The organism is Schleiferilactobacillus perolens DSM 12744, assembly GCF_001435585.1.
GTDB lineage: Bacteria > Bacillota > Bacilli > Lactobacillales > Lactobacillaceae > Schleiferilactobacillus > Schleiferilactobacillus perolens.
Window position 1 is genome coordinate 1 of the sequence record NZ_AZEC01000083.1, and the last position, 296, is coordinate 296.

The 296-nt window shown below is 51.4% G+C and carries 1 protein-coding gene; it reads right to left on the reverse strand.

Translation table 11 applies throughout. The features are described 5' to 3' along the window. Positions 1 to 108: 108 nt before the first annotated feature. Positions 109 to 296, reverse strand: a 188-nt coding sequence (locus FD09_RS15715) for an SDR family oxidoreductase (protein WP_157053878.1), incomplete at its 5' end; no start/stop codon positions are given.

The following is a 296-nucleotide window of genomic DNA, read 5'->3' on the forward strand; positions in this document are numbered from 1 at the left end:
AGATTGCGCAGCACTTGGCACGGCAGGCAAGCAAAAAAAACCGGCCTGTGCATGAGCAGGCCGGTTCAGGTTCAAAGGAAGAAGATTTTGTATCCAGATGTTCTGAAATTAACGCACCAAGTAGCCGCCATCCACTGGAATAATAGCCCCATTGATATAATCAGACGCATCCGATGCCAAGAAGACAGAGATGCCCATCAGTTCATAAGGCTCCGCCCAGTGGCCAGCCGGAATCCGATCCAAGATTTCCTGGTTCCGAGCCGGATCTTTACGAATCGGAGCGGTGTTAGCCGTCT